Source organism: Actinosynnema sp. NPDC023658 (assembly GCF_040639995.1).
GTDB lineage: Bacteria > Actinomycetota > Actinomycetes > Mycobacteriales > Pseudonocardiaceae > Actinosynnema.
This window is the reverse complement of sequence record NZ_JBFAAX010000491.1, coordinates 1-4,109: the sequence shown is the minus strand read 5'-3', so window position 1 is coordinate 4,109 and position 4,109 is coordinate 1. Positions and strand designations below refer to the sequence as shown.

At 69.0% G+C, this 4,109-nt stretch carries 7 protein-coding genes; 3 read left to right on the top strand and 4 right to left on the bottom strand.

Annotated elements, in window-relative coordinates:
• The coding region (locus AB0G02_RS29700; protein WP_360800344.1) for an NAD-dependent epimerase/dehydratase family protein at positions 1 to 96 on the bottom strand (96 nt) is incomplete at its 3' end.
• 127 nt (positions 97 to 223) lie between these two features.
• Between AB0G02_RS29700 and AB0G02_RS29695 the strand changes: the two genes are divergently transcribed.
• Positions 224 to 676, top strand: coding sequence for a MarR family winged helix-turn-helix transcriptional regulator (locus AB0G02_RS29695; protein WP_360800341.1), 453 nt, complete (start codon positions 224 to 226; stop codon positions 674 to 676).
• A 796-nt stretch (positions 677 to 1,472) separates the two neighbouring features.
• On the opposite strand, the gene AB0G02_RS29690 is transcribed toward AB0G02_RS29695, so the two are convergent.
• The gene (locus tag AB0G02_RS29690) at positions 1,473 to 1,931 is read right to left on the bottom strand and encodes a nuclear transport factor 2 family protein (protein WP_360800338.1); all 459 of its coding nucleotides are present in this window, start codon (positions 1,929 to 1,931) and stop codon (positions 1,473 to 1,475) included.
• Between the two features lie 116 nt (positions 1,932 to 2,047).
• Here AB0G02_RS29690 and AB0G02_RS29685 point away from each other — a divergent pair, with 116 nt between their 5' ends.
• Positions 2,048 to 2,623, top strand: coding sequence for a helix-turn-helix domain-containing protein (locus AB0G02_RS29685; RefSeq protein ID WP_360800335.1), 576 nt, complete (start codon positions 2,048 to 2,050; stop codon positions 2,621 to 2,623).
• Between the two features lie 32 nt (positions 2,624 to 2,655).
• Here the strand turns inward: AB0G02_RS29685 and AB0G02_RS29680 are convergent, their stop codons facing one another.
• Positions 2,656 to 3,105 (bottom strand): SRPBCC family protein, encoded by a 450-nt coding sequence (locus AB0G02_RS29680; RefSeq protein ID WP_360800332.1) that lies wholly within the window; start codon positions 3,103 to 3,105, stop codon positions 2,656 to 2,658.
• The gene (locus AB0G02_RS29675) at positions 3,102 to 3,479 is read right to left on the bottom strand and encodes a metalloregulator ArsR/SmtB family transcription factor (RefSeq protein WP_360800329.1); all 378 of its coding nucleotides are present in this window, start codon (positions 3,477 to 3,479) and stop codon (positions 3,102 to 3,104) included. The genes AB0G02_RS29680 and AB0G02_RS29675 overlap by 4 nt, the downstream gene beginning before the upstream one ends.
• 272 nt (positions 3,480 to 3,751) lie before the next feature.
• Here AB0G02_RS29675 and AB0G02_RS29670 point away from each other — a divergent pair.
• The coding region (locus AB0G02_RS29670) for an amidase family protein (RefSeq protein WP_360800326.1) at positions 3,752 to 4,109 on the top strand (358 nt) is incomplete at its 3' end.

Below are 4,109 nucleotides of genomic sequence, written 5' to 3'. Positions count from 1 at the left end.
GTCGCGCACCAGGATGCGGTACTCGGTGCCCTTGGCGTCGAGTTCGTGAACGAGTTCGCGGCCGATGCGCCCAGTGGCGCCGGTGACCAGCAGCATGACAGACTCCGCGAGGTTGTTTACCGGTTAACGATCCCGTCAGAACGTTAACCGGTAAACGATCGTCGGTCAACCTGCCCCGGCAGGGGATGCTCTGCCGGTTGCGCGTCGACATTGGAGGCCCTTGGTGCCGGAGTTCCTGGACCTGTACAGCAAGACGACAAAGGTGCTGCGAGCCGCGACCGACGCGGCCGTACGGCGTCACGGGCTGCGCCTGGGGCAGGATCACCTGCTCGCGGCGTTGTGGGAACGGGACGGCCGCACGCCCGGTGAAATCGCTGACGCGGTCAACGTCACCACGCCCGCCGTCACCAAGACGGCCTCCCGGATGGCCGAGGCGGGTCTGCTCGTGCGGCGGGACGACGACCGGGACAACCGCCTGGTCCGGCTCTGGCTCACCGACGCCGGACGTGCGTTGCGGGAGCCGATCGAGACGGAGCGGCGGCTGCTGGAGGACACCCTCACAGCCGACCTGACCAAGGCCGAACGTGAGCACCTGTTGAGCGCGCTGGCGAAGATCCACCGGTCGGCGTGCGATCTGCTGGACGGGTCGATCGACCACGACCCACTCGGCAACTGAACCCCACTGCCGACAACATCGGGTACGACCCGCCTGGTCGCCATCCCGAACGGATCGAGCGCCCCGGACCACCCGTTGCGGCAAGCCGGAACTTCCCACTCCGCACGCCGGGCGTCGAACACCATGAGCACGGTGCCCGCCACAGCGCCGCGAGGACATCCCGGCCTCCCATACGCCGCAACTCCCCGTCGGAGGCTCCGCGACCCCGTCAGCGCGTTACCCGCGTCATCGCGGATCGCGAGTGGCCGCACGGCACCGTGCAACCGCGTCGGCGGGCGAGTCGCACCGAAGACCACCCGGCCGGAGCCCTCGCCGGCGGAAGCGGACGCTCGTCGGGACGCGCGATCAGCGGCATGAGCGAAGGTTGAACGGGCAGAATCCCGGCATGGGTCCTGACAGTGAGCACGACCGGTGGGCGGCGACCGAACATCAGCGTGGGTACATCCGTGCACGATTGCGGCTCCTCACCACGGCGCAAAGCGGTCGCCACACCCCGATCCGCTCTGGCTACCGGTCGCACTGGGCCTTCCCGCCGGATCTCCATCCGGATGACCACGACGCACCTCTGACGCTGGAGACGATGGCGACACTCGCACCTGGCGAAGAGGCGATGGTTCGGCTTCACCCGCTTGCGCCCGATCTTTGGCCACCGGTCGTGCCGGGTCTGCGGTTGTCGATGTACGAGGGTGCGCGACTCGTCGGCGTGGCCGATGTTGTGGAGGTGGTCCACCCAGTCGCATGACCGGCGCGCTCATCGGCACGTGCGAGTGTTCGTCGCCGCGTGTGGGCGGTTGGGTCAGTGATCGGTGTCGGCCAGGGCGGTGAGCAGCTCCGGCAGCTTGCCGAGGACTCGGGCGCCGGCGATGGGGTCGGTGTAGTCGCGGGTGTGGGTGATCAGGCCGTCGTGGACGGTCATGACCATCACGTAGTTCAGGTGGAACGGTTCGCCGGTGTCGACCATCTCGCCGCGCAGTGCGTACTCGACGATGATCGTGCGGGGATCGGTGGTCTGGTGGATGAGCACGTTGTCCAGACCGGTGTACCGCCGGATCGCGGCACCGGCGGCGAACCGGGAGCGAAGCTCCTCGCGGGTCGTCTCGATGCGGGACGGGTGGAGCGCCGTGGCGGCGAACGGCATCTCGATGACGACGGTCGGGGCGTAGAAGTCCGCGAGGTCGCCGGGTCGTCCGCTGATGACGGTCTCGAGGAACCGCTCGACCGTGGTGCGCGGGTCGACGGTGTGTCCGTTGTCCATGTTCACGCCTGTCCCTGTCGTGGCCGAGCCGGGTGCCGATAGAACCGGAGACTTGTCTCCGGTTAAGCTAGCGGAGGCAGGTCTCGGTGAGCAACGAGTTCCGGGGAGGACGACACATGGAGCAGCCGGCGGTCCGCGCCGACGCCCGCCGCAACCGCGCGCGCTTGCTCGAGGTGGCCGCGGAGGCGTTCGCCGCGGGCGGGTTGACGGTGCCGCTCGACGAGATCGCCCGGCGGGCGGGCGTCGGTCCGGGGACGCTCTACCGGCACTTCCCGACCAGGGAAGCGCTGTTCGAAGCGGTGGTGCAGGAACGGCTCCAGCGTCTGGTCGACGCCGCCCGGACCCGGCACGACGCCGAGCACGCCGGTGACGCCCTGTTCGAGTTCATGGAGTTGCTGGTGGCCGAGGCCGGACCGAAGAAGGACCTCGTCGACGCCCTCACGGGAGCCGGTGTCGACGTTCGCGCCCGACTCGCCGCGACCGCCGCCGAGCTGCGCACCCAGGTGCGCCGGCTTCTCGTCCGGGCGCAGCTCGCGCACCACGTCCGCGCGGACGTCACCGTCGCAGACCTCATGGCGCTGATCTCCGGGATCCTGCGCTCACACCACGCCGTCGATCAACCCGACCACGCCGATCCGGCCCGTGCGCTGGCCGTCGTCCGCGACGGCATGCGAGCCGCAACCCCGCACTGAACTGTCGTCGTAGGCGAACGGGAACGGGGAAGTCAGAGCTGGTCGAGGTGGCGACCCAGTGCGTCCAGCCAGGTCTCGGTGCCTTCGTGGCGCCACTCGGGCTGCTCTTGGTCGTCGAGGAAAGTGTCCTGCTCGGTGAGCACCAGTCGGGTGCCGGTGCCGTCGGGGAGGAACTGCACGGTGGTCAGCGATACGGTCGCCAGTGCGCCGCGTCCGTGCAGCGCGGTGGAGTAGACGATGCGCTCGTCGGTGCGGATGTCGTGGTAGACCGACTCGGCGACGAGCTCCGCTCCGTCGTCCGTGCGTCCGTGGGCGGTCTCGGTGCCGCCGACGCGGAAGTCGAGGGTGTAGGCGTCGTCGCGGCCCGCGTACCACTTCGCCTTCGCGTCGCGGTCGGCCCACGCCGCGAACACCTGTGCGGGGGAGGAGGAGTAGGTCCGCTCCAACGTGAACGTGCTGTGCTTCACCGAGTTCTCGGTCATGATCCGGTCTCCTTCGAGGGGTCGTCCGGGATGGTTGTGCGGTCGGCCGCGCTCTCCCCGAGGACGTCACCGAGGCGGTCGAGGCGGTGCTCCCACGTCGTCCGCTGGAGGTGCAGCCACTCCTCGGCGCGGCGCAGGCCGGCCGTGTCGATCCGGCAGGTGCGGACCCGTCCGGTCTTCTCCGACCGGACCAGCTCGCTCGCCTGGAGCACCTGGAGGTGCTGGACCGCCGCCGCGATCGTCACGTCGAGGAGGCGTGCCAGTTCGCTCACCGTGGCCGGGCCGCGGGTCAGGCGCTCGATGATCGCCCGCCGGTTGGCGTCGGCAAGGGCGTGGAACACCTGATCCGCACCCCTTGGCCCATGGTTAAGCATGCACTTAACCGTAGGCCGTCGCCGCCGGAAGGTCAAGCGGACGCTTAAGTGTTCCGCGCGGACCGTGGACGAGAATTGAGACGTCCACCCTGTTGTGCGATTCGGAATTTCGTGGCTTGTGCAGGTGGAGTTGATGGGTAGTAGGTGCTGTGAACTGCGACGGAGCGGTGGAACGAGGGCGTGACGTGGTCGTTGGAGGTGGTGCGCCGGAACGTCCCGTTGCGCGAAGTGGAATTTTATGGCTGCTCCGACAGGCGGATAGCTTCGAATTCATGGAATGGAGCTTTCAAGCAGCCGAACAGCTCGTTGCCGCGTTGCGCGCCGGTGCGGTCACCTCGGTGGAGCTGACCGACGAGGCGATCGCCCGCATCGAGCGCGACGACGAGGTGGTCAACGCGATCTGCGTGCCGGACTTCGACCGGGCGCGGGCCGCCGCACGCCGTGCCGACCAGGCACGTGCGCGTGGTGAGGACCGGCCGCTGCTCGGCGTCCCGGTGACGGTCAAGGAGTCGTACAACATCGCGGGCCTGCCCACGACCTGGGGCTTGCCGGCGCACCGGGACTACGTGCCGACCGAGGACGCGGTGCAGGTGTCGCGGCTGAAGGCCGCGGGCGCGGTGGTGCTGGGCA

Excerpts from the sequence above, each read along its gene's own strand:
- AB0G02_RS29685 (WP_360800335.1), top strand. The coding sequence starts at position 2,048 with ATGGAGCAGCCGGCGGTCCGCGCCGACGCCCGCCGCAACCGCGCGCGC.
- AB0G02_RS29690 (WP_360800338.1), bottom strand. The coding sequence starts at position 1,931 with ATGGACAACGGACACACCGTCGACCCGCGCACCACGGTCGAGCGGTTC.
- AB0G02_RS29680 (WP_360800332.1), bottom strand. The coding sequence starts at position 3,105 with ATGACCGAGAACTCGGTGAAGCACAGCACGTTCACGTTGGAGCGGACC.
- AB0G02_RS29675 (WP_360800329.1), bottom strand. The coding sequence starts at position 3,479 with ATGCTTAACCATGGGCCAAGGGGTGCGGATCAGGTGTTCCACGCCCTT.